Here is a 25,621-nt window from a genome sequence, read left to right as displayed (position 1 = left end):
GGCGCTTTACGCCTTGCTCGCCTGATAGTCCCGCACCGCCTTGCCGAAGGCTTCGAACAGTGCTCGCGACGGGCCATCGGTTTCGGCCCAATATTCCGGGTGCCACTGCACGCCGATGGCAAAGCCTTTGGCGTCGATGACGGAGACGGCTTCAATGGTGCCGTCTTCGGCAGTGGCTTCCACCTGTAGCCTTGGTGCCGTCTGCGCAATCGCCTGGCGATGAACCGAGTTGATCTGGATTTCGCCGGAAAGCCCCAGATGCTGGGCGATGCAGGAGCCCTCGCGCACATGAACCGGCTGGCGGATGCCAAACATCACGTCGCGCTCTGTCGTTTCCGGCTTGCGGTGGTCCCAGCGTCCCGGCAGTTCCTGAATTTCGCTGGCAAGCGTGCCGCCAAGCGCCACGTTCAGCTCCTGAATGCCGCGGCATATGGCCAGCATCGGAATGCCGCGATCGATCGCGCGGCGGATGAGATCGAGGCTGGTCGCATCGCGCCCGGCATCGAAGGGGCCATCGGCATCGGTTGCTTGCTCGCCGTAAAGCGAAGGGTGGACATTACTGGCCGAGCCTGAAACGAGCAGCCCGTCTACACGGTCGAGAATGGCATCGATCTCATTGCCACTCTCGAAGGCCGGCACGATCAGGGACATGACGCCTGCGACCTTCAGCGCGGCGGCGAGATATTGCGTCTGCGCCGCATGCCACTCGGCACCGTCTACCTGTTTGATATCGGCAGGGATGGCGATGATGGGCTTGGACATGGTGGCTCCGAACGTGATGCGGTCTTCAAATGCAATGCCGTCAGTGAAACCGAAGGTGCGGATTCGTCAAGCTTTCTCTTTTTGTAAAGCATGGTTTCCGCAATAGGGTGCAGCGCTTTTGCGACCACGACGTGCGGCAGAAGAGGAGCTAAAGCGTGAGGCAGCGTATGAAAGATCGCGACACGCTTTAAGTGACGGGATTTATTCGTCTAAAGTATAATGCCCGGATGTTTTGAGACAGCGCATGCGATAATCTTTTCCTATGCGCAGAGGAAATCCCGCCCTCCAAGCATGTCCCACCGTTTATTCTTTGCCGCGCCGCTTGTCAGTTGCCATGACCCATGCTTTTCTCAAGCCATCTCGTGTGGGGGAGGAAGCCGCACGGTGACTTGGTTCGTATCTGGGAGGATAATATGGATCGACGCTCATTCATCAAAAAAGGCGCGCTTGCGGGCTCGGGTGCTGCGGCAGCAACTGTTCTGGCAGCACCGGCCATCGCGCAGGAAAATGCCAAGATCACCTGGAGGCTGACCTCCTCCTTCCCCAAATCGCTCGATACGATTTTTGGCGGCGCGCAGGATATCGCCAACCATGTGAAGGCCGCGACCGACGGCAATTTCAACATTCAGGTGTTTGCGGCAGGCGAAATCGTGCCCGGGCTGCAGGCGGCGGACGCCGTATCCTCCGGCACGGTGGAAATGTGCCACACCTGCTCCTATTACTATGTCGGCAAGGACCCGACATTCGCGATCGGTACCGCTATTCCCTTCGGCCTGAATGCGCGCCTGACCAATTCCTGGTTCTACGAGGGCAATGGCAACACGCTCTTGAACGAGTTCTACGCCAAGCACAAGCTCTATGGCATGATCTCCGGCAATACCGGCGTGCAGATGGGCGGCTGGTTCCGCAAGGAAATCAACACCGTCGACGATTTCAAGGGCGTGAAGATGCGCATTGCTGGTCTGGCCGGCAAGGTGGTTGAAAAGCTGGGCGTCGTGCCGCAGCAGATCGCCGGCGGCGATATCTATCCGGCACTGGAAAAGGGCACGATCGACGCGGCGGAATGGGTCGGTCCCTATGACGATCACAAGCTCGGCTTCCAGAAGGTGGCGAAATATTACTACTATCCGGCCTTCTGGGAAGGCGGCCCGGTCATCCACTCCTTCGTCAATCTGGACAAGTGGAACGATCTGCCGAAGAACTATCAGGCCGTGCTGCAGGACGCCTGCTCGTTCGCCAACACCAACATGTTGGCGAAATACGACGCCAAGAACCCCAAGGCGATCAAGCAGATCGTGTCCGAGGGAGCCACGCTGCGCCCCTTCAGCCAGGATATTCTCGACGCCTGCTACAAGGCCGCCCTCGAAGTCTACGCGGAAATCTCTGCCGTCAATCCGGACTTCAAGAAGGTCTATGAAGATCAGGTCGCTTTCAAGCGTGAAGGGTATCTGTGGATGCAGCTGGCGGAGTACACCTACGATACGTTCATGATGATACAGCAGCGTAACGGCAAGCTCTGACAGTCTATTCCATAATCGCCGTTGGTCGCCTGCAAATGGCAATTTCTGCGCTTCCGGTGCTCACGTACTTCAGTACGCTCCGCTCCGGTTCTCGAAATCACCATTTTCGGCAGACCAACGCCAATTCTTGAACAGACTGTGACACTATCCAGACCGTTCTATTGGAGCCCGGATCGAAAGGTCCGGGCTTTTGCTTGAGCTGCCTCCAACTCACCCGCGTTTATGGACCAGTAAAGACACTCGACTATGATCGCCCGCGTTGAACGGCGAAGCAGCACACTTCGGAGACCAGCCGGAGTATCGGCGAGGATAGGCCACGCCGACCTTGGCAAAGGCCTTGCTGTTCAACTGTGGAGGTACAGCATCGGCCCGAAAATCGAATTCGATTTTCGGAAAAGCACGATGCGTACATTCAAAGAGTTAGAGCGTCCTTTGCGCGTCCTAAAGGACGCGCGGCGCTCTAATGTGATGCGCAAACCGCTGAGCATTGCGTTTATCGTGAAGAAAAACCGGACAGGCTGGTCAATGACTGTCCGGTTCACATTCTTCAGATAAGCAAACCGGAAGGCAGGGTTGCCGCCCTGTCTTCCACTCCCTCAATATAGCGCTTTCGCGCGCGCCAAACAAGTATTCCCGATCACGGATTGATCTTCGGTGGTTCGTTGAGGTTCGGCATCCCGGGCAGGCCGTTGCCGCCGCCCTGGCCTGGCGCGACGTCCATTGGGGGCAGGCCGAAATTCGGCATGGTGTTGCCGCCCTGATTGCCGAAGGCGGGGACCTCGATCTTGATGGTGTTGGGATCGACCTCCGGTGTTTTGTCCAGCCAGTAGGTCACGGATTCCGGCCAGAAGATGACGATCGCGACGAGGATCAGCTGCATGCCGAGCCAGGGGATTGCGCCCATATAGATGTCCGATGTCTTGACCGTACGCGGCGCAATCGAGCGCAGGTAGAAAAGCGCAAAGCCGAAGGGCGGATGCATGAAGCTCGTCTGCATGTTGATGCAAAGCAGCACGCCGAACCAGATGAGATCGATGCCGAGAGCTTGCGCGATCGGGGCCAGCATCGGCACGACGATGAAGGCGATTTCGAAGAAATCGAGGAAGAAGGCGAGGAAGAAGATGAAGATGTTGACGAAGATCAGGAAGCCGATGGGGCCGCCTGGAATGCCCGACAGCATGTGCTCGATCCACAGCGATCCGTCCATCCCCTGAAACACCAGCGAGAAGCAGGTGGCACCGACCAGAATGAACACCACCATCGAGGTGATGTGCATGGTGGAATGCATGCCCTGCTTGATGAGATCCCAGGTCAGGCGGCGGTGAGCGGCGGCAAGCGCCATCGCGCCGACGACGCCGAGCGCGCCGGCTTCGGTTGGCGTGGCAAGGCCAAGGAAGATGGTGCCGAGAACGAGGAAGATCAGCACGATGGAAGGGATCATGCCGCCCAGAACCTTCAGCACCAGCGCCCGGTTCAGCTCCCCGCGTGCTTCCGGCGGCAGGGCCGGAACATCCTTCGGCCGGAAGACCGAGAGGAAGAGGATGAAGAGCATGAAAATGGCGACCTGCAGGAAGGACGGGCCGATTGCGCCGAGATACATATCGCCAACGGAGCGACCGAGCTGGTCTGCCAGAACGATGAGGACGAGAGAGGGCGGAATGACCTGCGTAATCGTGCCGGAGGCGGCAATGACGCCGGTGGCGACACGCGGATTATAGCCGTATTTCAACATGATCGGCAGCGAAATGACGCCCATGGTGATGACGGAGGCCGCCACCGTTCCGGTGATTGCGCCTAGAATGGCGCCGACCAGAATGACCGCATAGGCAAGGCCGCCGGGAATGGCGCCGAAGAGCTTGCCGGTTCCCTCCAGCAAATCTTCCGCCAAACCGCATCTCTCCAGAATGGCCCCCATGAAGGTGAAGAAAGGAATGGCGAGCAGCAGATCGTTGGAGATGATACCGAAGATGCGCAGCGGCAGCGCCTGCATGAAGGCGGGCGAGAAGTGCTCTGTGAAGATGCCGATGACGCCGAAGAGAAGGCCGACGGTGGCGAGCGAGAAGGCGACCGGAAAACCATAGAGCATGAAGATGATCATGCCCACGAACATCGCCGGTGGAAGAATACCGTATTCGAACATCAGAATATCCTTAAAATGGCGCCGGCGTTACTGGAGCGGTTTTTCGTATTTGGTGTCGAGCTGATAGAGCCCGTTCAGCGCACCGATGCGCTTCACCAGTTCGGATATTCCCTGAAGGACGAGGAGCGCGAAGCCCGCGAAGATGATGAGCTTGACCGGCCAGCGGATAAGGCCGCCAGCATTGGAGGACATTTCATTCTGTTGCCAGGAGAGCAGGAACATCGGCCAGCTCAGCCAGGCGAGATAAAAACAGGCGGGAAGCAGGAAGAAAACGATGCCGATAATATCCACCCAGATGCGGGTGCGCGGTGCAATCGCGCCGTAGATGATATCGACACGCACATGTTCGTTCATGCGCAGCGTGTAGGACGCGCCGATGAGAACGATGAAGCCGAACATGTACCACTGGATTTCCAGAAGGCCGTTCGAACTGTAATTGAAAAGATAACGCACGATGGCGTTGCCGGCGCTGACGAGGCAGCAGATGAGAACCAGATAGCCTGAAAATTTCCCCAGTGACTCGCTCAACAGGTCGATGGCGCGGCTGAGTTTCAAAAGCGCGTGCATTGTTTTCCCCTTTCGATCCCTTTGCGGGTTTTCGAGGAGGAATTTTTTATGGCGGAAAACCCCAGGCGAAACGTCCTCCCACGCCTGTCGCTCCCAACCAGAAATCCTCCCTCAATCCATCGTTATGGGCAGGTTTTGCCAAATGCAACTAGGAAGAAGGTCGTGCACCGACCATCCAGGGCTTTCCTTGGCGCAGGTGGCGTCGATGTGACAAATGCTCCAGCTTTCCAGGGCCAAGAGCCTTGCGCGACCCGCCCAAAGACCAAGCGTTTTTGCCGGGCAAACAGTGCGTTACCCGCGTTGCGTCGGTGCCGAATTTTGTGTAGGTCTTGACACGGAGCGTTCTGTCGCTTGCTTCGTTATCAGGGAAGACGTCATCTCTAGATGGAACGATGACGGTAAGCGCAGATCAATAGAGGGGAAACAAGTATGAGCGAACACCATAGCGGACCGGTCGAACTCGGCGCGAAAATGGAATATTCCGAGCACGAGAAAACTTATAACGGTTTCCTGCTGGCGTCGAAATACGGCACCATGCTTGTCTGCATGCTGATGATCGCCATGGCCGTCGGCTTCTTCACTACGGGCGGCTTCTTCGGCGGATTGCTCGTCTTCCTCATCTTGTCGGCCGCAGGCTTCTTCATTCTTTAAGCCAATTACCGTCATTGACGACAGCGCGGCATCTGTCGCGCTTTATCTCACTCAACGTCATTAGACCGATGAGAGGCGTGTGTCATGAAGGCTCTGTTCCTGTCAGTGTTTCTGGCGCTCTGCTTTTGGCAGGGTGCTTCGGCGCGTGAAATCACGGCCGAGGAAAAAGCCGACCTCCAGGCGCAGATCGCGCGCTTCGAGACAGCGCTGAAGCAGGGCGACTTCGACCTTGTCGGCGCATCCGTGCCGCCCAAGGTTCTTCAGCATATTGCCACGAAGGCCGGTGTCGACGTGACGACGCTTCGAAGCGCGATGCAGACGCAGATGCAGATCGCGCTGGCCTCGGTCAAGTTTCTCGATTTCGATATGGATGTCGACAAGGCGGCTTACAAGCAAGCCCCTGACGGCACGCCCTATGTGCTGGTGCCGTCGCGCAGCCTGATGGAAACCCAAGGCCAGAAGATTGAGGCCAGGACCTCGACGCTGGCGCTGATCGATGACGGTAAGTGGTATCTGGTCAGGATCGACGATGCGCAGCAGATCAATATCGTGCGCGAGGTCTATCCTTCGCTTGCCACTGCCACCTTTCCGACGGGAACGATGACGCCGGTGGAGTAAGCCGTCGTCTTATTTCCCGCCGCCTCATGCCCGCATTCTTTAGCGGTCTTTGGCAGCCGATCTGCAGGTTGAGATGAGCATGGGGATACCCAACATGATCAAGCTCCAGGGGGCGAGCGCGATGACGAAGCCAAGGAGGCTTACGAGAAACATGATGGCGGCAAAGATGAGAAGATAGGGGACAGCTCTTTTCATCTAACGCTCCACCCGAGACTTGAGAACCTGGAGACCGAGTGGCTGCGGGGAAGGCCACAGCTGTAGGAGGTATCGGTCGTTTCCTTCCAGGCCGTCCTCGCTGATCGTGTCCAGGCCCGACATATTTGCACGGACACCCAGTCGTCCCGGTTCAACCGCAAGCCTTGATGCACTCGGCTCATAGTCCGTCAAGCCAGCCACGATCAAGATGCCTGAGGGGCAGTCGAAGCTTGCTTCCGCCACATGCTGGTAGCGCTCCACATCCGGCTGCGGCCGTGCATCATACCACTCCACGCTGACCGGCACGATCATATTGCGCGCAGTGTGAACGATGGCAGCGTGCGGACCGATCATCAAACGCTTGCCAATGGTCTCTTCCGTATAATCGGACGGAAGGTCCGGGTGGCTTTGATCTCTTAGATAGATCTGGAAATAGTCGGCCAGAAGGTTGCCGTCGAATAGCAATCTGGATGAGATTTGCCCGCAGGCTGCCGAAGCCGTCATTGTCCATCCTCCCAGAAGCAACAGAGTACGACGATTGAGAAGCATCATGTTCCCTTGTCTGCTCGGGGTCTAGCCGTGGAGCCTGAAAAGTTTGTCTCTGCTGCAGGTGGATATCGGTAACGCGAAATCGACAAAGACGGCCTGTTCCACGGCTTCCATCTTCTAGCCGGGAAGGAAACGATGGCAACGCACGGATAGACCTCGCGCAGGAGGTCGACATGCCGTTCATCGTCGAGCCTGACCAAATAGCAATTGCCTTCATGCATCAGCGCCAACGCCGTGTTCTTGATCTCTATCTCTGGCCCAGCCCTTCCATAATGCCGCATCCGTTATTGATGCGGCTTGGCCTCTCGGCGCTCCCAGAGGACGATGCAGCCGAAGTGGCGCATGAGGCAAATGTAATTGAACATTCACCTTCGTTGTTCACGTGATTTCAAAACATCCCATGCAACAGTCATGCCGGTCGGGGGCGACGACAGCATCGGCAAGCCCATGCGCAGATTTAAACACTATAAAGCACCGTGCGGCCAAACAGGACACACACACGGGGCTCAATCGCTCAAACAAGGAACCCGAAGGTCGATGCTTGCATTTGTCGAACGCCATATACAGCAGGCTTGCGCCACGGACCGATTTGAAACGAAGGACAAGGTCTTGTCCTTTGCTCTTCGCACGGCTGTTGCCGTTACGCTGATTGCCGACGTTTTGAATATCGTCGCCCATCATCTGATGAACACATTCGGCTTGCTGCCTTACAACGTCTGGCAAGGGGCGACAGTGGGCGTGATCATATCGACGGTGGTGGCCTCGTCGCTGACATTTTCGATCGTCTATCTCGTCGGTCTTGCCATTCATCATCTGTCCATCTCGCGTGCGACATTCGAACGGCTGAGCCGCACCGACATGCTGTCGGGGCTCCTCAATCGTCGTGCCTTCATGGAAGAGGTGGCCAAAGCGGACGACGATGCTTCGCTCATCCTGTTCGATATCGACCGCTTCAAGCGCATCAACGACGAGTTCGGCCACGATGTCGGAGACCATGCGATCGTGACCGTGGCACGACACCTGATGGCTGCTTTTCCGCAGCCTCATGTGGTTGCAAGAATTGGTGGTGAGGAATTCGCCGTTCTGGCGGTCCAGCTCACCGCACAAAAACGTCTCGCGCTCGCCCAAAGATGCAATGAGATGCTGGCAGCCCGGCCCGTGGACATCAAAGACAGGCTTGTCCACATTACTCTGTCCGGCGGGGTGGCCGACAAGGAGTCCCACGCCTCCTTCGAGGATCTGTTCAATGCCTGCGACCGGGCGCTCTACCTGGCCAAATCATCAGGCCGCAACCAGATCCTGCACAGTGACCTGTTGCCGGAGGATTTCAAGGTGAAAGCCGGCGTGGCTGTATAGCTGCGCAAGTGCCTGGCTTTTTTTTAAAGCGCTCGGTTCGGCGAGCCCTTATTCACCAAAAGCCCGTTCATCAACAGGTCGAGATGGGCGTTGAGATAGGCGTCCACATCGATATCCAGGCGCTCGTCGAAGATGATCCTGAGAACGGTGAGCGTCATCAGTGGCGAAATGATCAGTTCGGGGAAGGCGAGATGGTCGCCTCTGAATTCGCCTGCGGCGACGCCCTCCCTGACGAGTTCGGTGATCCGGTCGATCAGTGGCTGGAAGACGCATTGTTCATGGCGGGCGACGATATCGGGAAATTTCTGGCCTTCGGAAATGATCAGCTTCAGCACTTCGCGGTTTTCACTGTCGCTGCCAAGATGGGCGTAAAGCGCTAAAAGCAGGGATCGCAGCCGCTCGGTCGGCGTGCCTTCATGGGTGTCGGCATGTTTGACGATGTCGGCGAAGGATGTGGAGGCGTGGCGGATGGTGGCTTCGAAGAGGATTTCCTTGGTCTCGAAATACACATAGACCGTGCCCTTGGTGACGCCGACATGTTTGGCGATGTCTTCGACGCGGGTTGCGGCGTATCCGTGTCTGACGAACTCGGTAAAGGCCGCGTCCAGAATTTGAGCGGGGCGGAGCTGCTTCTGCTCCGCACGCGTCAGTTTTTTCCCCACCTTGGATTGGCACAGCTTGAACATCGGTGGTTGGCATTCCCTTCATTCGGCATCGACAGTTTCAACGCGGGTTACGATCACATCGATCCGTTCCTGCGCTATATCCCGTATTCCATCGCGCGTCGTTCTCTCAAATGACAGCACTTGCGCAACATGTATCCGAAGTTATCATTGACTTTCCGGTCAGTCAAATATACGCATTCACGATATTTCCATCATAGGGTTCTGCCATGAAGCATATTGTGAGCGTTCTCCTGATTGCAGGCGCGGGTTTCCTGACGTCGTGCAGCCAACAGGAAGGCGAGCGGGAGGCGGAGTCGCGCCAGGTGCGGGTCGTTACCGTCAAGAGCGAACAGCTGACGACGGGCGGCGCGGTGACCGGTGAAATTCGCGCGCGTGTCGAAACCGATCTCTCCTTCCGCGTGGGCGGCAAGATCATCGATCGCAAGGTCGATGTGGGCGATCACGTCATGGCGGGGCAGGTGCTGGCGCGTATCGATGCGCAGGAGCAGCAGGCCGATCTGGCCGTCGCGCAGGCCAATCTGGAGGCTGCGACCGCACAGCGCATCCAGGCGGAACTGGCCTTTGCCCGCCAGCAGAAGCTTTTCGATACGCAGGTGACGGCACGCTCCGCTCTCGATCAGGCGCAGGAGGCTTTATCCACCGCGCAAGGCAGCGAACGTTCTGCCGAAGCGCAGCTCGGCACGGCCAAGGAAGCGCTGTCCTATACCGAGTTGAAGGCCGAGCGCGACGGCGTGATCACGGCGCGCAATGCGGAGGTGGGGCAGGTGGCGCAAGCGGCGTCCGCCATCTTCACGCTGGCGCAGGACGGACCAAGGGATGCGATTTTCGAAGTTGTGGAAACGCTGTTTCTCGGACGCCCGATCAAGCACGTGGTGACGATTACGCTTCTGTCGGATCCAACCAAGCAGGTGACGGCGAAGGTGCGCGAGATTTCGCCGACCATCGATTCTTCCACGGGCACGGTGCGGGTGAAGGTCGGGCTTCCAGGCGATGGGCAGATGCCGCTCGGCGCCGCGGTCAAGGGTGAATTCCAGTATGAGCCGCAGGCGGCGATCGTTCTGCCATGGTCTGCCATGTCCTCGAAGGATGGGAGGCCTGCTGTCTGGGTTGTCGATCCTGCCTCCTCAAAGGTCGCGTTGCGCGTCATCGAAGTCGAGGACTACGAGACAGGACATTTCATTGTGAAGCAGGGTCTGAAGGAAGGTGAGATTGTGGTTTTCGAAGGCGCCAAATTCCTTCGCCCGGATGAAAAGGTCGCTCCCAAAGAGGTGGCATCGCGATGAACAAGGCTCATATTCTTACAGTGCTTCTGTCCGGTCTGATGCTTGCAGCCTGCAGCGAGGACAAGCAGGACGAGGCCGCGCCGCCGCGCCCGGTTTTGTCCATCGTGGCCAAGGAAATGCCCGCCCATCCCTTGAGCTTCGCCGGCACGGTTTCTCCGCGCTTCGAAGCACAACTCGGTTTTCGCGCACTTGGCCGTTTGACGTCGCGCACCGTTTCGGTTGGCGATATCGTCAAGCAGGGTGACGTGATCGCGACAATCGACCCGACCTCGCTGGAGCTTGCGGTGCGCAGCGCACAGTCGGATCTTTCCAACGCGCAGGCGCAGCTTCGCAATGCACAGAGCACGCAGCAGCGCCAGTTGCAGCTTGCCGAAACCCGCTCCGGCACCCGCGCCGCACTCGAAGAGGCGGAGCAGGGGCTAAAGACGGCGGTCGCTTCTGTCGCGCGTGCCGAGGCCAATCTCAACAAGGCCAATGAGCAGCTCGGTTACGCACAGCTGACGGCGGAGTTCGATGGTGTGGTGACGGCAACATCCGCCGAGTTGGGGCAGGTCGTGACCGTCGGCCAGGTGATTGTCACGATTGCCAAGCCGGATGAGCGGGATGCAGTCATCGACGTACCGCAGTCGGTGGCCGAGCAGCTGAAGCCCGGAATGCCCTTTCAGGTGGCATTGCAGCTGGACCCGAAGGTGCGCGTGCCCGGCACGGTGCGCGAAATCGCCCCACAGGCGGATGCGGCGACGCGCACGCGCAGAACCAAGATCGCGCTCAGCAATCCGGGTGAAGCTTTTCGTCTCGGTGCTGTCGTCACGGCCTCTGCCAGCGCTGCCGATCAACCCACGCTGATGCTCCCCGCAACTGCGATCCGCAGCCGCGACAACCAGACGGCTGTATGGATCGTCGATGAAGCTGCGGCCAAGGTTACGCTTCGTCCCGTCGTGGTGGACGGCGAACCCAATGCCTATGGCTATGTCACTATCAAACAAGGCGTTTCGCCGGGCGACCGCGTCGTGGTGGCCGGTGTCAACACGCTTGAGGACGGACAGTCGATCCGCGTCGATCAGGAGCTCGCACAGTGAAAAAGTTCAATCTCTCCGACTGGGCGCTCGAGCACCGCTCGCTTGTCTGGTACTTCATGATCGTCTTCCTGATCGCAGGCGTGTTCTCCTATCTCAATCTGGGCCGCGAAGAAGATCCGAACTTCACCATCAAGACGATGGTGATCTCGGCAGCGTGGCCGGGCGCCACGGCCGAAGAGGTCAGCCGCCAGGTGACCGACCGGATCGAGAAGAAGCTGCAGGAGCTGGAATCGCTCGATTATACCCGCAGCGAAACGACCGCCGGCAAGACAACCGTTTTCCTCGAGCTGCTGCCCACGACGAAAGCCAGGGACGTGGAGCCGACATGGCGTCGCGTCCGCAACATGATTTCCGACATTCGCGGCGATTTTCCCTCCGGCGTGCAGGGGCCGTTCTTCAACGACCGCTTCGGCGATGTTTTCGGCAACATCTTCGCCTTTACCAGTGACGGTCTCTCCCAGCGCCAGCTGCGCGATCTGGTCGAGGATGCGCGCTCCAAGATCCTGACCATTCCCAATGTCGGCAAGGTGGACATTATCGGGGCGCAGGACGAGGCGATCTATCTGGAGTTTTCGACCCGCAAGATCGCAGCGCTCGGCATCGATCGCCAGTCGATCATCACGACACTTCAGGCGCAGAATGCGGTGACCCAATCCGGCTTCGTCACCGCGGGGCCTGAGCGCATCGCCATTCGCGTCGGCGGGCAATTCGCCTCGGAAAATGCGCTGGAGTCCATCAATCTGCGCGTCAATGACCGCTTCTTCCCGCTGACAGACGTGGCCACCATCCGCCGTGGTTATGTCGATCCGCCAACCGCGTTGTTCCGCTATAACGGCACGCCCGCCATCGGACTTGCGATCGGCATGCGCGCGGGCGCAAACCTTCTGGAGTTCGGCGCGGCGGTGGACGAGCATATCAAGGCCATCGTCGCAGATCTGCCCATCGGCGTGGATGTTCACCGCGTTTCCGATCAGCCTGCCGTGGTGGAAGAGGCGGTGTCCGGCTTCACCCGTGCGCTGTTCGAAGCGGTCGCCATCGTTCTCGTCATCAGCTTCATCAGCCTTGGTTTTCGCGCCGGTCTGGTGGTGGCGGTGTCCATTCCGCTCGTGCTGGCCATCACCTTCGTCTATATGGAGTTCAGCGGTATTTCGCTGCAACGCATCTCTCTCGGCGCCTTGATCATCGCACTCGGGCTTCTGGTCGACGATGCGATGATTGCAGTGGAGATGATGGTGGCGCGGCTGGAGGCCGGGGATAATCTGCGAAAGGCCGCCACATACGTTTACACCTCGACTGCCTTTCCGATGCTCACGGGTACGCTCGTCACCGTCGCGGGCTTCATCCCGATCGGTCTGAACAGCAGTGCGGCGGGCGAGTTCACCTTCACGCTCTTCGTCGTCATAGCGGTGTCGCTGCTTGTCTCGTGGATCGTCGCGGTTCTCTTCACCCCGCTTCTCGGCGTCGTCATGCTGCCCAAGCAGATGAAGGGGCATCATGAGGGCAAGGGCAGGTTTGCGCGGATCTTCTCCAGCCTGCTGCAAACGGCCATGCGTTGGCGCTGGGTGACCATTTTGCTCACCATCGCCATCTTCGGCGTGTCGGTGGGCGGCATGGGCCTGGTGCAGCAGCAGTTCTTCCCAAGCTCCGACCGGCCCGAACTGATCGTCGACTGGAACTTGCCGCAGAACAGTTCGATTGCAGAAACCAACCGCCAGATAGCGCAGTTCGAGCGCGAGAAGCTCGCCAATAACGCGGATATCGACCACTGGACGACCTATGTCGGTCAGGGTGCGCCCCGCTTCATTCTGTCCTTCGACGTGCAGAGCCAGAATGCGTTTTTCGGCCAGACCATCATCGTGTCGAAAAGCCTCGAGGCACGCGACCGCATTCGAGCCGATTTCCAGAAATATCTGAATGAGACGTTCCCCGGCACCGACGCCTTTGTGAAGCTGCTCGATATCGGCCCGCCGGTCGGAAAGCCGGTTCAGTATCGCATCAGCGGCCCCGACATCCAAAAAGTGCGCGATATCTCGATGCGGTTTGCAGGCGTCGTCGGCCAGCATCCGTTGCTCACCAACATGATCTATGACTGGAACGAGCCGTCCCGCGTGGTCAAGGTGGATGTGTTGCAGGACAAGGCCCGGCAGCTCGGCGTCAGTTCCGAAGATATCGCCACCGTGCTGAACTCCATCGTGGAAGGGGCAAGCGCCACGCAGGTGCGCGACGACATCTACCTCGTCGATGTGATCGGGCGTGCGGCAGCCGATGAGCGTGGCTCCATCGAGACGCTGCAGAACCTGCAAATTCCAGGTTCCGGCGGAAAGCTCATTCCGCTCTCGGCGGTGGCAAATCTGCGCTACGATGTGGAGCAGGCCATGATCGCATCACGCGATCGCATTCCGACGATCACCCTGAAGGCGGCGATCAAGGGTCCAACGCAGCCGGCCACAATCGTGACCGCGCTTCAGCCGCAGGTCGATGCCTTCATCAAGACGCTGCCGGTGGGCTACCAGATCGAGATCGGCGGGTCGGTGGAATCGAGTGCGGAGGCGCAGGGGCCGATTGCAGCCGTCGCGCCCTTCATGCTCTTTGCCATGGCGACGATCCTGATGATCCAGTTGCAGAGCTTCAGCCGTCTGTTCCTGGTCTTTGCGGTGGCGCCCACCGCACTCATCGGCGTGGTGGCGGCGCTGCTTCTCAGCAACGCACCGATGGGCTTCGTCGCGATCCTCGGCATCTTGGCGCTGATCGGTATCCTCATTCGAAACTCGGTCATTCTCGTGGTGCAGATCGAAGACCTGCGCAAGGAGGGCGTGCCCGCCTGGCAGGCGGTGATCGAGGCGACGGAACACCGCATGCGCCCGATCATGCTGACGGCGGCGGCAGCGACCTTGGCGTTGATCCCGATCTCGCGCGAGGTGTTCTGGGGCCCGATGGCCTATGCGATGATGGGTGGTATCGTGGTCGGCACGGTGCTGACGCTGCTCTTCCTGCCTGCACTCTACGTGGCCTGGTTCCGGATCAAGCCGGAGGAGAAGAAGGCTGAGCCGGATGCGACGGCAGAAGGCGACGCCAAGCCTGCATGACGAAAGAGCCCTGCCAGCGATCGACTGGCGGGGCTTTCAGTATTATTTTTGCAAATCGTGAAAAGCTGGCAAGTGATTAGCCCAGCGAAAGCCCTAAAACTACAGGTTTATTTGGGGTGATTATGTTTATCTGATAAATCATCGCGGGATAACCTGGCGACACGCAAGTCACGATCTTGCGCGACTCGGTGTCGCGTGATTACCGTTAAATTACTTTGATTTGTGGATTCAGCGGCTTCCACACCCGCTGACTAATCGGGTCCACACCGACTAGGTCATCGCTACAGATCCTAGAAGCTGAGTGAAGGAAACTCGGTGTCCAAACCTGAGTTCCTTCCCTCGGCGTCTCCAATCCCTGCGGGATAGTTTAAAGTGCCGCGCTTCGTTGCTTATGGCAATGCTCTTAGCCCGTCATACAAATTTTTTGTTACGCGATTTTAAAAGCGCTGTCGGATCATAATCTCGACGCCGCCAATGCACATACAGAACCTAAAGCAGAGGCTGTACCACGACCTACACGTGACGGTCATTCTATCCAAAGGAATAGACGCCAAGCGCTTCCTTTAATTTATAAGGTTATTATGAGGCGCCAGCGCCGCGCAGGCGGGCAGCGCCGTCGACGCCGGGTTTGTATTTGGGGTCCAGGCGGGCGGCGTGGCTGTAGGATTTATACGCCTTGTCTCTTTCGCCACGTCGCTCATAGACCAGTGCCTGGTTTGCCCAGGACTCCGCCAGATCGCCGTCCAGCGCGATGGCGTGGTTGAAATCGGCAAAGGCGTTTTCGTCGTCGTTCAGCGCAATGTAGGAAATGCCGCGGCCATTATAGGGCTCGGGCGAATTGGGCGAGAGCGAGATGGCCTTGGAAAAATCTTCGATGGCCTGGCTGTGCTGATTGCGCAGCTGATAGATCAGGCCACGGTTGTGATAGGCGCGGCCATCGGTGGTGTCTGTGTTGATGGCGGCGGTGAAATCATTGAAGGCTTCGTTGGTGCGGCCTGACTGGCGGTAGAGATTGCCACGACCGATCAGCGCCACGTCATAGTTCGGGTTGATCTGCAGCGCGCTGTTGTAATCCTGAAGCGCCTGCTGCTGCTGGCCCATATTGCGGTAGACGAGCGCGCGGTTGGCATAGGCCTGATAGAAGCGCGGGTTAATCTGGAGGGCCTGATTGAAATCGGCAATGGCGCGCTTGGAGTCACCGGCGCGGCCGTAAGCCGATCCGCGAACGTTATAGCCTTCCGGGTCCTGCGGGTTCGCATTGATGACCGAAGTCAGCGAGGCGATGTTCTGCTCGGAGCCTTGAGCGCGGTCGATCTGGAAGACGTCGCTCGTGGGGGAGGTGGTGGCGCAGCCGGCAAGAGCCGCAACCATGCCGCAGAGGATGAGGGTGGAGGAGAGCCGCATGGTTTTTCTCTGAGATACGCCGTGGAAGAGGGCGAAAGGACGTCTGGATTCACGGATATCAACAGCGTTCATACGATATGGGTTCCCTCTCAAGGCCATTCATGCATCCACAAACTCAAAGAGCGGCGGCGAATAAATCGCCCCCGCCCCATAAGCATTCAAAAACGTCGAAAAGACGGCCTATCAGCGGCCAGTGCGCGGACCGGCGATCAGACCTTCACGCTGCATGCGCTTGCGAGCCAGCTTGCGAACGCGGCGAACGGCTTCAGCCTTTTCGCGAGCGCGCTTCTGCGAAGGCTTCTCGTAGTAATCGCGCATCTTCATTTCGCGGAAGATACCTTCGCGCTGCATTTTCTTCTTGAGAGCGCGAAGCGCCTGATCAACGTTGTTATCGCGGACTAGTACCTGCACGTGAATCCCGTTCCTTTAGCTTGGTTATCTTGCCATGCGAATAAAGGCATTCGCAGGCAAATAAAAAATCGTTCGTGTGGCCGGCTGGCCGCGCGATTGGTGAGGTGCAATATCAGATCGTTTCCCTGAAGTCCAGCCGTTAACTGTATCTCCAAACGAAAATACAAGGGGTGTCGCGAAAGTTATGACCCATGTCAAAACATTCATGTCGCACGTCGCAAAAGGAACACTGTCATGTTCTTTGATTTGTCATGTTCGGGCCTCAGCCGGAATAATCCAGCCTGTCTTCAGGGAGTTGCTTGCGAATGCGCAAATTTTCTGTTTTTGCCGTGGCTCGCGAGGCAATGCGAGCCCACAAGGGATGGGATGCTCAATGGGCTTCTCCCGAGCCGCGCAAGGAATATGACGTCATCATCATCGGTGGCGGCGGCCACGGTCTCGGTGCCGCTTATTATCTGGCCAAGGAACATGGCATCACCAACATCGCCGTTCTGGAAAAAGGCTGGCTCGGCGGCGGCAATACTGGCCGCAACACCACCATTATCCGCTCGAACTATCTCTATGAAGAGAGCATGGATATGTACGAGCATTCCCTCAAATTGTGGGAAGGCTTGAGCCAGGATCTGAACTACAACGTCATGTATTCGGCGCGCGGCGTGATGATGCTGTCGCACAATGTGCATGACCAGCAGTCCTTCAAGCGCCATATCAATGCCAACCGTCTCTACGGCATCGACAATGAATGGCTGACGCCGGAACAGGCCAAGGCCTATTGCCCGCCGCTCGATATTTCGGCGAAAGCGCGCTACGCCATCAATGGTGCTGCCCTGCAGCGTCGCGGCGGTACGGCCCGTCACGATGCGGTGGCCTGGGGTTATGCCCGTGCGGCATCCGATCGCGGCGTCCACATTATCCAGAACTGCGAAGTGACCGCGATCCGTCGTGGTCCGGATGGCGCAGTGACGGGTGTGGAAACCAATCGCGGCTTCATCGGTGCGAAGAAGATCGGCGTATCGGCTGCCGGCCATTCCTCCGTCATCATGAAGATGGCCGATGTGCGCGTGCCGCTTGCCTCCAACCCGTTGCAGGCGCTGGTCTCCGAGCCGTTGAAGCCTATCTTCCCCTGCGTGGTGATGTCCAACACCGTGCATGCCTATATCTCGCAGTCCGACAAGGGCGAGCTGGTCATCGGTGCCGGTACCGACCAGTACAACTCCTACTCGCAGACCGGCGGCTTGCAGATCATCACCCATACGCTGGATGCGATTTGCGAGCTCTTCCCGATCTTCCGCCGTGTGAAGATGATGCGCCAGTGGGGCGGCATTACCGACAACACACCGGACCGCTCGGCGATCCAGAGTGTCACGCCGGTTCCGAACCTCTTCGTCAATTGCGGATGGGGTACTGGCGGCTTTAAGGCGACCCCTGGTTCGGCGCATCTCTTTGCGCATCTGATTGCGCGTGGCGAGCCGCACCGGCTGGCGGCGGGGCTGAACCTCGACCGCTTCCGCACCGGACGCTTGATCGATGAAGCGGCAGCTGCGGCGGTTGCCCATTGAAGATACCAGCCGCTCTTCTTGCTGCTGCGTCTATGGCCTCTGCGGCCGATGCCGGTCCGGTTCTTCCAGAGGCTGGCGATTTTCGGGTGCAGACCATTCGCAAGGTGCAGGGAGAGGAGAACTGGCCGTTTTTGGCGCAGGAGGGCTTTTTGATGTGCGCTCCAAGCCTTGGCCAGAGGCTCGTCTATTTCGTGCCGAAAGGCCCGGACGGCGAGAATGAATATCCCGTCGCGCTCGACAGCAATCTCATGTCGATGGCGGTGGTCAATATGGGGCGCGGCAATGCGTTTCGTCCCTATGCGAATTTTGAAGAACTAACGAACAGGCTCTCCCCCTACATCACCATGGGAAAGCGCCTGTGTGACCAACCCGCCGGAACGGTGATTCCGGAAAGCTCTCTTTGAGGGAACATTATGCTGCTGATCCGTTGTCCATATTGCGAAGAAGAACGCTCTGAACTGGAGTTCCGCTGGGCTGGTGAGGCGCACATCGCCCGCCCTGAAAACATTGCCGGAATTTCCGATGAGGAATTTTCTGAATATTTCTTCATGCGCGATAACGACAAGGGCATGGTTTATGAGCGCTGGCGCCATATCCATGGCTGCGGTCGCTTCTTCAACGCGGCGCGCCATTCCGTGACCGACAAGTTCCACCTGACTTACAAGGCGGGCGAGCCGAAGCCGGATGAGGCTTCGCTTCTCTCCTCCAGCGAAGGAGCAGCCCGATGAGCGGCGCTTACCGTATCAAGGGCGCTGGCCGCCTGACGCCCGCCCGCACCGCCCGCTTCAACTTCGACGGCAAAAGCTATACAGCGCTTCAGGGCGACACGGTCGCCTCCGCACTGCTGGCAAATGGCGTGCATCTGATCGGTCGCTCGTTCAAGTATCACCGTCCACGCGGCTTTCTCTCCGCCGGTCCGGAAGAGCCGAATGCGCTGATCGACGTGTCGCGCGATGCATCGCGCCGCCAGCCGAACGTGCGCGCCACGGTGCAGGAGGTGTTCGACGGCGCGATCGTCTCGTCGCAGAACCGCTATCCGTCGCTCTCCTTCGATGTTGGCGCGATCAACGATTTCTTCTCGCCCTTCTTTGCGGCGGGCTTCTACTACAAGACCTTCATGTGGCCGAAGGCGGCATGGCACAAGCTTTATGAGCCCATCATCCGCCGCGCCGCCGGTCTCGGCAGTGCGCCGAAGCAGAGCGATACCGATCAATATGCCAGCCGTTATGCTCATTGCGACGTGCTGGTGGCGGGCGGCGGTGCTGCCGGTCTGACGGCGGCTCTGTCTGCCGCGAAGACCGGTGCCAAGGTGATCCTGGTCGATGAAAACCCGACGGTTGGCGGCGCGCTGCGCTTTGAAAGCGGCACCGTGATCGACGGCAAGAATGGTTATGAGTGGGCGCAGTCGGTGCTGGCCGAGCTGAAGGCCATGCCGAATGTGGAAGTTCTGACCCGCACCACCGTCTTCGGTTACTACAACCACAACTTCATCGGCCTTGCCGAGCGCGTGACCGATCATCTGGCAAGCCCTGCGCTGCATGAGCCGCGCGAGCGCCTTTGGCAGGTGCGCACCAAAAAGGTGATCATGGCAACCGGTGCCATCGAGCGCCACATGGTGTTTGCCAATAACGACCGCCCCGGCATCATGCTGGCCTCTGCGGCACGCACCTATCTCAACCAGTATGGCGTGGCCGTTGGACACAATGTCGGCGTCTATACCGCGCATGACAGCGCCTATGAGGCGGCCTTCGACTTGAAGCGTGCCGGTGTGAAGATCGCAGCCATCGTCGATTGCCGTCCGAACCCGGACCAGAAGCTTCTGGATGAGGCGCGTGCGCTTGGCATCGAAGTGCTTGCCGGTCACAGCGTCTACGATACGGCGGGCCGTCTTCGCGTCACCTCCATGACGGTTGGCCGCAATGGCGGTTCGGGCAAGCGAAAGATCGCTGTCGATGCGCTGATCGTGTCTGCCGGCTGGACGCCATCGGTCCATCTCTTCTCGCAGTCTCGCGGCAAGCTGAAATATGATGCGGCCAACCAGCGCTTCCTGCCGGATGTGCACGTGCAGGATGGCGTTTCCATCGGCGCCTGCAACGGCACCGACGATCTCTCCGCGCTGCTTGCCGAAGCGGCTGCGTCTGGCGGCGGCGAGGTTGCCATCTCCGGCAGCAACGCCAACACCTGGACGGGCGGCATGATCGGCGCTGCCGAAGGTGCGGGTGCCGACCACAGCGTCAAAGCCTTTATCGATTTCCAGCACGATGTCTGCGCCAAGGATATCCGCCTTGCGGTGCGCGAAGGCATGCACTCCATCGAGCATATCAAGCGCTTCACCACCAACGGCATGGCCTCCGACCAGGGCAAGATGTCCAACATGCACGGTCTTGCCATTGCATCGGAAGCGCTTGGACGCGATCTGCCGAAGGTCGGTCTCACCACCTTCCGCGCGCCTTACACGCCGGTGACCTTCGGTACGCTGGTCGGCCATTCGCGTGGCAAGCTGTTCGACCCGGCCCGCAAGACGCCGATGCATGCCCTGGAAGAAGCAGAAGGTGCGGCCTTCGAGGATGTCGGCAACTGGAAGCGCGCCTGGTACTATCCGCGTGCGGGCGAAGACATGCATGAGGCGGTCAACCGCGAGTGCAAGACGGTGCGCGAAAGCGTTGGCGTCTTCGATGCCTCCACGCTCGGCAAGATCGAGGTTGTCGGCCCGGATGCGGCGAAGTTCCTCAACCTGCTCTACACCAATGCCTGGGATACGCTCAAACCCGGTCGCTGCCGCTATGGCATCATGACCCGCGAAGATGGCTTCGTCTATGATGACGGCGTTGTCGGTCGCATGGCGGAAGATCGCTTCCACGTGACGACGACGACGGGCGGTGCGCCCCGCGTGCTGCACCACATGGAAGACTATCTGCAGACGGAATTCCCGCATCTCAACGTCTGGCTGACATCGGCCACCGAACAATGGGCGGTGATCGCGGTGCAGGGACCGAAGGCGCGCGACGTGATTGCGCCGCTGGTCGAGGGTATCGATCTGTCGCCCGAAGCCTTCCCGCATATGGCGGTGGCGGAAGGCAAGATCTGCGGTGTGCCGACGCGTCTTTTCCGCGTGTCGTTTACCGGCGAACTCGGCTTCGAAGTCAACGTGCCGGCCGATTTCGGCCCGGCGGTGTGGCAGGCGATTGCCGAGCGGGCGAAAGCCGTTGGCGGCTGCCTCTACGGCACCGAGACCATGCACGTGCTTCGCGCCGAAAAGGGCTACATCATCGTCGGCCAGGATACAGACGGCACGGTGACGCCGGACGATGCGGGCCTCGGCTGGGCCGTCTCCAAGAAGAAGACGGACTTCGTCGGTATTCGCGGCCTGCAGCGCCCGGATCTGACCCGCAGCGGCCGCAAGCAGCTCGTCGGACTTCTGCCGAAGAACGCGCACGAGGTACCGGAGGAGGGCGGCCAGATCGTCGTCGATCCGAATGCGCCGAAGCCTATGACGATGCTTGGTCACGTCACATCGTCCTACTGGTCCGAAAATCTCGGCCGCTCCATCGCCTTCGGTCTGGTGGCCGATGGCCGGGCGCGGATGGGTGAGACCCTTTACATTCCGCTTGCCGACAGGACGATTGCAGTCGAGGTGACGGACATGGTGTTCTTCGACAAGGAAGGAGGCCGGATCAATGGCTGATTTGGCGACAGCAAAGCGTACATTCGTTCTCGATGGCGTCCATGGCGGCTCCGCCGGAACCTCCATCAAGCCCGCGGCCCCGGCCTATCGCGTCGCGCTGCGCGCCCGGCCAGAGGCGATCGAAGCGGTATCTCAGGCGCTCGAACTTGCCCTGCCGACACGCCCGAAAACGTCTGCGACTTCGGGGCTGCGCTCGGCCTTGTGGATCGGCCCGGATGAGTGGCTGGTCATCGACCAGGGCGAAGCAGACCTGATGGCAGCACTTTCCGGCACCACGGGCCTCTTCTCCGCCACCGACGTCTCGCATCGCAACCTCGCAATCATCGTTTCCGGCCCCGGCGCGGAAACGACGATCAATGCTGGCTGCCCGCAGGACCTGTCGCTCGCCGCTTTTCCTGTGGGTGCCTGCACCCGCACGGTGTTCGGCAAGGCGGAAGTCATTCTGCTGCGCGTGACCGATGACACGTTCCGCGTCGAGTGCTGGCGTTCCTTTGCCGAATATGTGTTCGGTTTGCTGGACGAGGGCTCGCGGGACGCTTGAGTTTCGCGCCGCCTATCACGTCACCTAGACATGGATCCTCGGGTTAAACCCGAGGATGACGAGATTGGGTTTGGATGTCCCATCCAGGCAGCCCTTCGGTGTTGCTTCTCCTATTGTCTCGTTCCAAGCGCCAGACGGCAGGCGAGCCCCGCAAAGACTGTCGCGAGCAAATATTGCGGCAGCTTGGGAAAGCGGCGGATGCCGGAGAGACGCTGCCGGATATTGCTGCCAAGCAGGATCACAGCACCATTTACCACAAAACCGACGCCGTTCAGGATCGTGGCGAGGATCAGCATCTGGAGAATGAGCGCACTGCCATCCGGACTGATGAACTGCGGGAAGAGCGCGAGCACAAAGAGCGCCATTTTCGGGTTGAGGATGTTGGTGGCGAGCCCTTCCAGGAAGATGCGTCTGGAAGAAAGCCGCTTCAGCCCGGCAGACGGCGCAAAGGCAGCTCCTTGTGAGCGCAAGGTTTTAACCGCCAGGTAAAGCAGATAGGCGCAGCCTGCCCAGCGGACGATTTCGTAGGCGACCGGTACCGTCAGAAACAATTGAGAGAGGCCCAGGGCCGCAGCAATCGCGTGGCAATAGGTCCCCGCAGCTATTCCGGCGTAGGTCAAAAAGCCTGCGGACCGGCCCTGGCTGACGCTGCGAGAAGCGATCAGCAGCATATCGGGACCGGGTGTTGCCGTCAGCACCAGGGCTGCGGCGGAAAAGAGCATAAGGGTTGGGAATTCCGGCATGGTATTTTCCTTTTGAAAATGAGGCCGGAATTCCGATCTATCATGGGCGGCGCAGATAGCAAGTGCCGTTGCAAGGTCAGGTGGATTTCGCCTGCACCCGCATGAGGCCGACGGTCGCTGCCCAGAGCACGACACCGATCAGGAGCAGCACGGCGGCAATCGAATATTGCACCGGATCGCGACCCGTCCATGGGCCGACGAGGAAGAAGCAGCTGATGGCGCCGAGCACCGGCAGGATGGTCGGTGTGCGGAAGTGCTTGTGCGCCACCTTGTCCTTGCGCAGCACCAGCACCGCAACATTGACGATGGTGAAGACGCCCAGCAGCAGGAGTGCCGTTGTGCCGCCAAGGGCTGGCACGCCGCCTGCAAACGCGATGAGGCCAACGGCAATCAGTGAAGTGAAGATGATGGCCACATACGGCGTGCGGCGACCGGAATGGACCTTGCCGAGGGTTGGCGGCAGTACGCCTTCGCGGCTCATGCCGTAGATCAGGCGGCTTGCCATCATCATGTTGATCAGCGCGGAATTAGCGACAGCGAACATGGTGATCACAGCAAAGATGCCGATCGGGAAGTTCGGTGCGCCTGCTTGCACCACCTTCAACAGCGGCGTTTCGCCCTCGCCGAGTTCGGCAGCGGGCACGAGGGTGATGGCGGAAATGGCGACCAGAATATAGATCATGCCCGTGATGACGAGGCCGCCAAGCAAGACTTTCGGGAAGATGCGGGAAGGCTGCTTGCACTCTTCCGCCATGTTGACCGAATCCTCGAAGCCGACCATGGCGAAAAAGGCAAGCGTGGTGGCGGCCACCACCGACCAGATGACGCCGTGTTCTCCGGCGGGCTCAAACGTCCAGGCGCGGGAGACATCACCCTGACCGTTGCCGATGGCCCAGAAGCCGATGCAGATGATCATGAGCAGGCCGGTCAGTTCCACGACGGTCAGCACCACATTCATCTTCACGCTTTCGCCCACGCCGCGAAAGTTGATAAGCGCGACTGCGACGATGAAGGCGATGGCAATGCCTGTCACGCCGAAGCCGCCAAAATCGAAGCCGGTGACGGTGGCGAAGTTTGCGGCAAAGGCGCGGGATGCAGTCGAGGCAGAGGTGACGCCGGACGACATGACGGTGAAGGCGACGAGAAAAGTGATGAAGTGAACGCCGAAGGCTTTGTGCGTATAAAGCGCTGCACCCGCGGCGCGCGGATACTTTGTCACCAGCTCCAGATAGCTGCAGGCCGTCAGAAGCGCCACCGCAAAGGCGATGAGGAAGGGTAGCCAGACGACGCCGCCCACTTCGGCTGCGACCTGTCCCGTCAGCGCATAGATGCCGGTTCCGAGGATGTCGCCGACGATGAAGAGAAGCAGCAGCCCCGGCCCCATGACGCGCTTGAGCTCCGTCTTGTGCTCGCCTGCATCATCCGGTTGTGTGATGTTATTCGCCATGTAGAGTTCCCCCGAACAATATGTCTTTTAACGCGAGCAAAAGGGGAAGGTTCCCGCGCGACAAGAGCAAATGGGGTCAAGCGCTTAAGCCGAACTGACATAGCGGGAATGGCTTATAGTGTCCGATAAAGAGGTACAGCTTGTGGGCGAGGGGCTGAGCCTGCGCCTGCTCTGTCCGGGCTGGCTCTTCGGGCTATCCGGCATCCGCCATAGGGTGGATCTCCGGCATACCTGGCCTGCTCCCTGCAGCATGGAGCTCTCGTGTGAGCGATTTGCGGCAACGATCAGTCGGCATCACTCACGGCACCCACCCGCGCCATTCCACCCAGCGCCCGTGAAAATCCGCTCGACCAATCTCCTGTTTTTCGCTGGCCGGCCAGATTTGCAGGGTCAGCGCTGCCCCTTGCGGTTGGCCGTCGCCTTCCATCTGGAGGCGGGCGAGAGGGGCGTCTGCTGTGGCGCAAGCGCCGGCCTCGGCGATCAGGGCTTCGCCCTTCTGTTTGAGGGCGTCGGGGAAATATTGCCAGGCGACGGAGTGGAAGATGACATGGGCGGCATGTGGTTTCGGGTCTTTCAGCCGCTTTGCCAGCCAGTCGATCGCGTCTGCCTTTTCCACCTGCAAATGATTGTCCGCCGCGATGCTGAGCGCGTTTCGCGTCCGCTCCAGGCGGTCTGTCTGATCGGCCCAGATATAGGAGAGCTGGCGCAGGCGATCCTCGGCAGAGGAGGGGTTCAAGGGGGTGAGGTCGCAGCCTGCCCGATCAAGAACTGTGAAGGTGTCGGGTATTTCGGGCGCTTCGCCGCGCCATTCGGGAGAAAGGAGGACGGGGCTCTGCGGTCCCCACTCGGTTTGGCCAAGCCGGTAGCGATAACGGTCCAGCTGGAGGTTGAGACCGGCACTGGCGCCGACTTCGGAAAGGATCAGCGGTTTGCCGGTTTGCTTGGCTACGATGAAGAGACCGGGCAGCAGGGCTGCGGAGCGGCGGACCTCGTTGGTCTGGGGTGGCGATGTCAGACGGTCGAGGATGAAGGTTTCGTGTTGCCGGAATGCTTGTTGCACTGCCGGCCAGAGGAGAACATCTTCGAGTTCGGTGAGCGGGTCGATCCTGTCAGAAAGAACCAGCGCATGCAGTGCGCCCGCAATGCGCAGCGGCACGGAATCGTCGCTGGGGCCGGGTGGGCCGGGCCAGTGAAGAATGGTTCGGGCCACAGCGCCTTGTGTCGTTTGGAGCTTGTCGGCGAGCAGCCGGCAGAGCCTTGCGGTGAAGGGAGAGCCGAGCGCATCGCAAGCCGCGGCCTGCGTTTGGAATGCCTCTCTGACGATTGCTTCCGGCATGGC

At 59.4% G+C, this 25,621-nt stretch carries 24 protein-coding genes; 13 read left to right on the top strand and 11 right to left on the bottom strand.

Going from position 1 to position 25,621, the window contains the following annotated elements; genetic code table 11:
* Positions 1–6: 6 nt before the first annotated feature.
* Positions 7–762 (bottom strand): gamma-glutamyl-gamma-aminobutyrate hydrolase family protein, encoded by a 756-nt coding sequence (locus ACQZ5M_RS17805; RefSeq protein WP_296040108.1) that lies wholly within the window; start codon positions 760–762, stop codon positions 7–9.
* A gap of 413 nt (positions 763–1,175) precedes the next feature.
* Here ACQZ5M_RS17805 and ACQZ5M_RS17800 point away from each other — a divergent pair, with 413 nt between their 5' ends.
* The gene (locus tag ACQZ5M_RS17800) at positions 1,176–2,282 is read left to right on the top strand and encodes a TRAP transporter substrate-binding protein (protein WP_449080408.1); all 1,107 of its coding nucleotides are present in this window, start codon (positions 1,176–1,178) and stop codon (positions 2,280–2,282) included.
* Between the two features lie 637 nt (positions 2,283–2,919).
* Here the strand turns inward: ACQZ5M_RS17800 and ACQZ5M_RS17795 are convergent.
* Together ACQZ5M_RS17795 and ACQZ5M_RS17790 are read right to left on the bottom strand one after the other, a co-directional pair.
* Positions 2,920–4,422 carry a TRAP transporter large permease gene (locus tag ACQZ5M_RS17795; protein WP_449080407.1) on the bottom strand — a complete coding sequence of 501 codons (1,503 nt, stop codon included), beginning with the start codon at positions 4,420–4,422 and terminating at the stop codon, positions 2,920–2,922.
* Between the two features lie 27 nt (positions 4,423–4,449).
* Complete coding sequence (locus ACQZ5M_RS17790; protein ID WP_113327415.1) at positions 4,450–4,989, bottom strand: TRAP transporter small permease subunit; 540 nt, start codon at positions 4,987–4,989, stop codon at positions 4,450–4,452.
* Positions 4,990–5,418: 429 nt separating this feature from the next.
* Between ACQZ5M_RS17790 and ACQZ5M_RS17785 the strand changes: the two genes are divergently transcribed.
* On the top strand, positions 5,419–5,640 hold the full coding sequence (locus ACQZ5M_RS17785; RefSeq protein ID WP_296014365.1) for an aa3-type cytochrome c oxidase subunit IV: 222 nt from the start codon (positions 5,419–5,421) through the stop codon (positions 5,638–5,640).
* 84 nt (positions 5,641–5,724) lie between these two features.
* Positions 5,725–6,258 carry a hypothetical protein gene (locus ACQZ5M_RS17780; protein ID WP_296080952.1) on the top strand — a complete coding sequence of 178 codons (534 nt, stop codon included), beginning with the start codon at positions 5,725–5,727 and terminating at the stop codon, positions 6,256–6,258.
* A 39-nt stretch (positions 6,259–6,297) separates the two neighbouring features.
* On the opposite strand, the gene ACQZ5M_RS17775 is transcribed toward ACQZ5M_RS17780, so the two are convergent.
* Together ACQZ5M_RS17775 and ACQZ5M_RS17770 are read right to left on the bottom strand one after the other, a co-directional pair.
* Positions 6,298–6,453 carry a hypothetical protein gene (locus ACQZ5M_RS17775; RefSeq protein ID WP_296014362.1) on the bottom strand — a complete coding sequence of 52 codons (156 nt, stop codon included), beginning with the start codon at positions 6,451–6,453 and terminating at the stop codon, positions 6,298–6,300.
* The gene (locus ACQZ5M_RS17770) at positions 6,454–6,957 is read right to left on the bottom strand and encodes a hypothetical protein (RefSeq protein ID WP_449080406.1); all 504 of its coding nucleotides are present in this window, start codon (positions 6,955–6,957) and stop codon (positions 6,454–6,456) included.
* A 218-nt stretch (positions 6,958–7,175) separates the two neighbouring features.
* On the opposite strand from ACQZ5M_RS17770, the gene ACQZ5M_RS17765 reads away from it, so the two are divergent.
* Positions 7,176–7,388: a hypothetical protein gene (locus ACQZ5M_RS17765; RefSeq protein WP_449080405.1), complete on the top strand. Its 213-nt coding sequence runs from the start codon at positions 7,176–7,178 to the stop codon at positions 7,386–7,388.
* Positions 7,360–8,358, top strand: a complete 999-nt coding sequence (locus ACQZ5M_RS17760; protein WP_449080404.1) for a GGDEF domain-containing protein — start codon at positions 7,360–7,362, stop codon at positions 8,356–8,358. The genes ACQZ5M_RS17765 and ACQZ5M_RS17760 overlap by 29 nt, the downstream gene beginning before the upstream one ends.
* 23 nt (positions 8,359–8,381) lie before the next feature.
* Here the strand turns inward: ACQZ5M_RS17760 and ACQZ5M_RS17755 are convergent, their stop codons facing one another.
* Positions 8,382–9,044: a TetR/AcrR family transcriptional regulator gene (locus ACQZ5M_RS17755; RefSeq protein ID WP_449080403.1), complete on the bottom strand. Its 663-nt coding sequence runs from the start codon at positions 9,042–9,044 to the stop codon at positions 8,382–8,384.
* Positions 9,045–9,250: 206 nt separating this feature from the next.
* On the opposite strand from ACQZ5M_RS17755, the gene ACQZ5M_RS17750 reads away from it, so the two are divergent.
* Genes ACQZ5M_RS17750 through ACQZ5M_RS17740 form a run of 3 tightly spaced genes read left to right on the top strand, consistent with a single transcriptional unit; the run spans position 9,251 to position 14,492 of the window.
* Entirely contained in the window at positions 9,251–10,327 is a 1,077-nt protein-coding gene (locus ACQZ5M_RS17750) for an efflux RND transporter periplasmic adaptor subunit (protein WP_296014355.1), read from the top strand.
* Positions 10,324–11,406, top strand: coding sequence for an efflux RND transporter periplasmic adaptor subunit (locus ACQZ5M_RS17745; RefSeq protein ID WP_296014353.1), 1,083 nt, complete (start codon positions 10,324–10,326; stop codon positions 11,404–11,406). Before ACQZ5M_RS17750 ends, ACQZ5M_RS17745 begins: the two co-directional genes overlap by 4 nt.
* A complete protein-coding gene (locus ACQZ5M_RS17740; RefSeq protein WP_449080402.1) occupies positions 11,403–14,492 on the top strand; it encodes an efflux RND transporter permease subunit in 3,090 nt (1,029 codons plus the stop codon). The genes ACQZ5M_RS17745 and ACQZ5M_RS17740 overlap by 4 nt, the downstream gene beginning before the upstream one ends.
* A 579-nt stretch (positions 14,493–15,071) precedes the next feature.
* On the opposite strand, the gene ACQZ5M_RS17735 is transcribed toward ACQZ5M_RS17740, so the two are convergent.
* Positions 15,072–15,896 (bottom strand): tetratricopeptide repeat protein, encoded by an 825-nt coding sequence (locus tag ACQZ5M_RS17735; protein ID WP_296014480.1) that lies wholly within the window; start codon positions 15,894–15,896, stop codon positions 15,072–15,074.
* Between the two features lie 183 nt (positions 15,897–16,079).
* Positions 16,080–16,307 (bottom strand): 30S ribosomal protein S21, encoded by a 228-nt coding sequence (gene rpsU / locus ACQZ5M_RS17730; protein WP_296014350.1) that lies wholly within the window; start codon positions 16,305–16,307, stop codon positions 16,080–16,082.
* Between the two features lie 305 nt (positions 16,308–16,612).
* Between rpsU and ACQZ5M_RS17725 the strand changes: the two genes are divergently transcribed.
* The 5 genes from ACQZ5M_RS17725 to ACQZ5M_RS17705 are packed head-to-tail and all read left to right on the top strand — an operon-like array spanning position 16,613 to position 22,092.
* Positions 16,613–17,866, top strand: coding sequence for a sarcosine oxidase subunit beta family protein (locus ACQZ5M_RS17725; protein WP_449080401.1), 1,254 nt, complete (start codon positions 16,613–16,615; stop codon positions 17,864–17,866).
* Positions 17,863–18,270 (top strand): hypothetical protein, encoded by a 408-nt coding sequence (locus ACQZ5M_RS17720; RefSeq protein WP_296074460.1) that lies wholly within the window; start codon positions 17,863–17,865, stop codon positions 18,268–18,270. Before ACQZ5M_RS17725 ends, ACQZ5M_RS17720 begins: the two co-directional genes overlap by 4 nt.
* Before the next feature lie 9 nt (positions 18,271–18,279).
* The gene (locus ACQZ5M_RS17715; RefSeq protein ID WP_062439490.1) at positions 18,280–18,594 is read left to right on the top strand and encodes a sarcosine oxidase subunit delta; all 315 of its coding nucleotides are present in this window, start codon (positions 18,280–18,282) and stop codon (positions 18,592–18,594) included.
* Positions 18,591–21,551, top strand: a complete 2,961-nt coding sequence (locus ACQZ5M_RS17710; RefSeq protein ID WP_449080400.1) for a sarcosine oxidase subunit alpha — start codon at positions 18,591–18,593, stop codon at positions 21,549–21,551. Before ACQZ5M_RS17715 ends, ACQZ5M_RS17710 begins: the two co-directional genes overlap by 4 nt.
* Entirely contained in the window at positions 21,544–22,092 is a 549-nt protein-coding gene (locus ACQZ5M_RS17705) for a sarcosine oxidase subunit gamma (RefSeq protein WP_449080399.1), read from the top strand. Before ACQZ5M_RS17710 ends, ACQZ5M_RS17705 begins: the two co-directional genes overlap by 8 nt.
* 110 nt (positions 22,093–22,202) lie before the next feature.
* Here ACQZ5M_RS17705 and ACQZ5M_RS17700 read toward each other — a convergent pair whose 3' ends face one another.
* The 3 genes from ACQZ5M_RS17700 to ACQZ5M_RS17690 form a co-directional block, all read right to left on the bottom strand.
* Positions 22,203–22,835 (bottom strand): LysE family translocator, encoded by a 633-nt coding sequence (locus ACQZ5M_RS17700; protein WP_449080398.1) that lies wholly within the window; start codon positions 22,833–22,835, stop codon positions 22,203–22,205.
* A 76-nt stretch (positions 22,836–22,911) separates the two neighbouring features.
* A complete protein-coding gene (locus ACQZ5M_RS17695) occupies positions 22,912–24,282 on the bottom strand; it encodes an APC family permease (RefSeq protein WP_449080397.1) in 1,371 nt (456 codons plus the stop codon).
* A gap of 298 nt (positions 24,283–24,580) precedes the next feature.
* The gene (locus tag ACQZ5M_RS17690; RefSeq protein ID WP_449080396.1) at positions 24,581–25,618 is read right to left on the bottom strand and encodes a DUF2332 domain-containing protein; all 1,038 of its coding nucleotides are present in this window, start codon (positions 25,616–25,618) and stop codon (positions 24,581–24,583) included.
* Between the last annotated feature and the right edge of the window lie 3 nt (positions 25,619–25,621).

The sequence above is a fragment of the Rhizobium sp. 22-785-1 genome (assembly GCF_053521965.1).
This window is presented reverse-complemented; position numbering and strand designations above follow the sequence as displayed.

What these genes read in the sequence shown, in the direction of transcription:
- ACQZ5M_RS17805 (WP_296040108.1), bottom strand. Translation starts at nt 762, where the DNA reads ATGTCCAAGCCCATCATCGCCATCCCTGCCGATATCAAACAGGTAGAC.
- ACQZ5M_RS17765 (WP_449080405.1), top strand. Translation starts at nt 7,176, where the DNA reads ATGCCGTTCATCGTCGAGCCTGACCAAATAGCAATTGCCTTCATGCAT.
- ACQZ5M_RS17690 (WP_449080396.1), bottom strand. Translation starts at nt 25,618, where the DNA reads ATGCCGGAAGCAATCGTCAGAGAGGCATTCCAAACGCAGGCCGCGGCT.
- ACQZ5M_RS17710 (WP_449080400.1), top strand. Translation starts at nt 18,591, where the DNA reads ATGAGCGGCGCTTACCGTATCAAGGGCGCTGGCCGCCTGACGCCCGCC.
- ACQZ5M_RS17770 (WP_449080406.1), bottom strand. Translation starts at nt 6,957, where the DNA reads ATGACGGCTTCGGCAGCCTGCGGGCAAATCTCATCCAGATTGCTATTC.
- ACQZ5M_RS17725 (WP_449080401.1), top strand. Translation starts at nt 16,613, where the DNA reads ATGCGCAAATTTTCTGTTTTTGCCGTGGCTCGCGAGGCAATGCGAGCC.
- ACQZ5M_RS17735 (WP_296014480.1), bottom strand. Translation starts at nt 15,896, where the DNA reads ATGCGGCTCTCCTCCACCCTCATCCTCTGCGGCATGGTTGCGGCTCTT.
- ACQZ5M_RS17700 (WP_449080398.1), bottom strand. Translation starts at nt 22,835, where the DNA reads ATGCCGGAATTCCCAACCCTTATGCTCTTTTCCGCCGCAGCCCTGGTG.
- ACQZ5M_RS17790 (WP_113327415.1), bottom strand. Translation starts at nt 4,989, where the DNA reads ATGCACGCGCTTTTGAAACTCAGCCGCGCCATCGACCTGTTGAGCGAG.
- ACQZ5M_RS17755 (WP_449080403.1), bottom strand. Translation starts at nt 9,044, where the DNA reads ATGTTCAAGCTGTGCCAATCCAAGGTGGGGAAAAAACTGACGCGTGCG.
- ACQZ5M_RS17780 (WP_296080952.1), top strand. Translation starts at nt 5,725, where the DNA reads ATGAAGGCTCTGTTCCTGTCAGTGTTTCTGGCGCTCTGCTTTTGGCAG.
- ACQZ5M_RS17695 (WP_449080397.1), bottom strand. Translation starts at nt 24,282, where the DNA reads ATGGCGAATAACATCACACAACCGGATGATGCAGGCGAGCACAAGACG.
- ACQZ5M_RS17795 (WP_449080407.1), bottom strand. Translation starts at nt 4,422, where the DNA reads ATGTTCGAATACGGTATTCTTCCACCGGCGATGTTCGTGGGCATGATC.
- ACQZ5M_RS17715 (WP_062439490.1), top strand. Translation starts at nt 18,280, where the DNA reads ATGCTGCTGATCCGTTGTCCATATTGCGAAGAAGAACGCTCTGAACTG.
- ACQZ5M_RS17785 (WP_296014365.1), top strand. Translation starts at nt 5,419, where the DNA reads ATGAGCGAACACCATAGCGGACCGGTCGAACTCGGCGCGAAAATGGAA.
- ACQZ5M_RS17705 (WP_449080399.1), top strand. Translation starts at nt 21,544, where the DNA reads ATGGCTGATTTGGCGACAGCAAAGCGTACATTCGTTCTCGATGGCGTC.
- ACQZ5M_RS17775 (WP_296014362.1), bottom strand. Translation starts at nt 6,453, where the DNA reads ATGAAAAGAGCTGTCCCCTATCTTCTCATCTTTGCCGCCATCATGTTT.
- ACQZ5M_RS17745 (WP_296014353.1), top strand. Translation starts at nt 10,324, where the DNA reads ATGAACAAGGCTCATATTCTTACAGTGCTTCTGTCCGGTCTGATGCTT.
- ACQZ5M_RS17750 (WP_296014355.1), top strand. Translation starts at nt 9,251, where the DNA reads ATGAAGCATATTGTGAGCGTTCTCCTGATTGCAGGCGCGGGTTTCCTG.
- ACQZ5M_RS17800 (WP_449080408.1), top strand. Translation starts at nt 1,176, where the DNA reads ATGGATCGACGCTCATTCATCAAAAAAGGCGCGCTTGCGGGCTCGGGT.